Here is a 1,038-nt window from a genome sequence, read left to right on the forward strand (position 1 = left end):
GTTGCGGTCCGTGACGCCAATCTCGTCATCGAAGCCGGGGAGTTCTTCTCCTTCCTCGGTCCGTCCGGGTGCGGCAAGACCACGCTGCTGCGCACCATTTCCGGCTTCATCGAGCCGACGCGCGGCGCGGTGCGCATCGACGGCCGGGACATGAAGGGGATCGGGCCGAACAAGCGCCCGACCGCCCTGATCTTCCAGAACCTCGCTTTGTTCCCGATGATGACGGTGGCGGAGAATATCGGCTACGGCCTCAGGGTGCGCGGCGTGCCGCGCCACGAGCGCGACGAGAAGGTGAAGAACCTGCTCATCCAGGTGGCGCTGACCGAGCATGGCCACAAGCGCGTCTCCGAGCTCTCCGGCGGCCAGAAGCAGCGCGTCGCCATCGCCCGCGCGCTGGCGGTGGAGCCCTCGGTGCTGCTGCTCGACGAGCCGCTGTCGGCGCTGGACCTCAAGCTGCGCCAGCATATGCGTTCCGAGCTGCGCGCCATCCAGAAGCGGGTCGGCATCACCTTCATCTACATCACCCACGACCAGGGCGAGGCGCTGACCATGTCGGACCGCATCGCGGTGATGAATGCCGGGGTGATCGAGCAGGTCGGCAACGGCCGCGCGGTCTATGCCGAGCCGCGCACGCCGTTCGTGGCCTCCTTCGTCGGCGAGAACAACCAGATCCGCGGGCGCATCACCGCCGTCGAGAACGGCATCGCCACGCTCGACACGCCGCTCGGCCTGCTGTCGGGCCGCAACCCTGTCGGGCTGAAGGCGGGCGAGGAGGCGCTGCTGTTCGTGCGCCCGGAAATGCTGGCGCTGAACGCCAACGGCTCCACCGTCGGCTTCGAGGGCGAGGCGATCGACGTCGCCTATGAGGGCAGCGTCACCCATGTGACGCTGCGGGTGCGCACCGGGCAGAAGATCACCGCCACGCTCGGCGGCGGCGTGCTGCCGGCCAGCGGCGACAAGCTGCGCATCGGCTTCCAGCCGCAGGACGGGCTGCTGCTCGCCCGGCCGCCAAGCCACTGAGCAGGAGCGCGCGATATG

At 69.0% G+C, this 1,038-nt stretch carries 1 protein-coding gene; it reads left to right on the forward strand.

Going from position 1 to position 1,038, the window contains the following annotated elements; all coding sequences use genetic code 11:
- Window positions 1–1,020 (forward strand): ABC transporter ATP-binding protein (locus tag AC1RU4_RS26220; protein WP_492894801.1); only part of this gene is annotated, 1,020 nt, incomplete at its 5' end.
- Window positions 1,021–1,038: the final 18 nt, after the last annotated feature.

The sequence above is a fragment of the Ancylobacter sp. GW821-FHT10E12 genome, assembly GCF_058809335.1.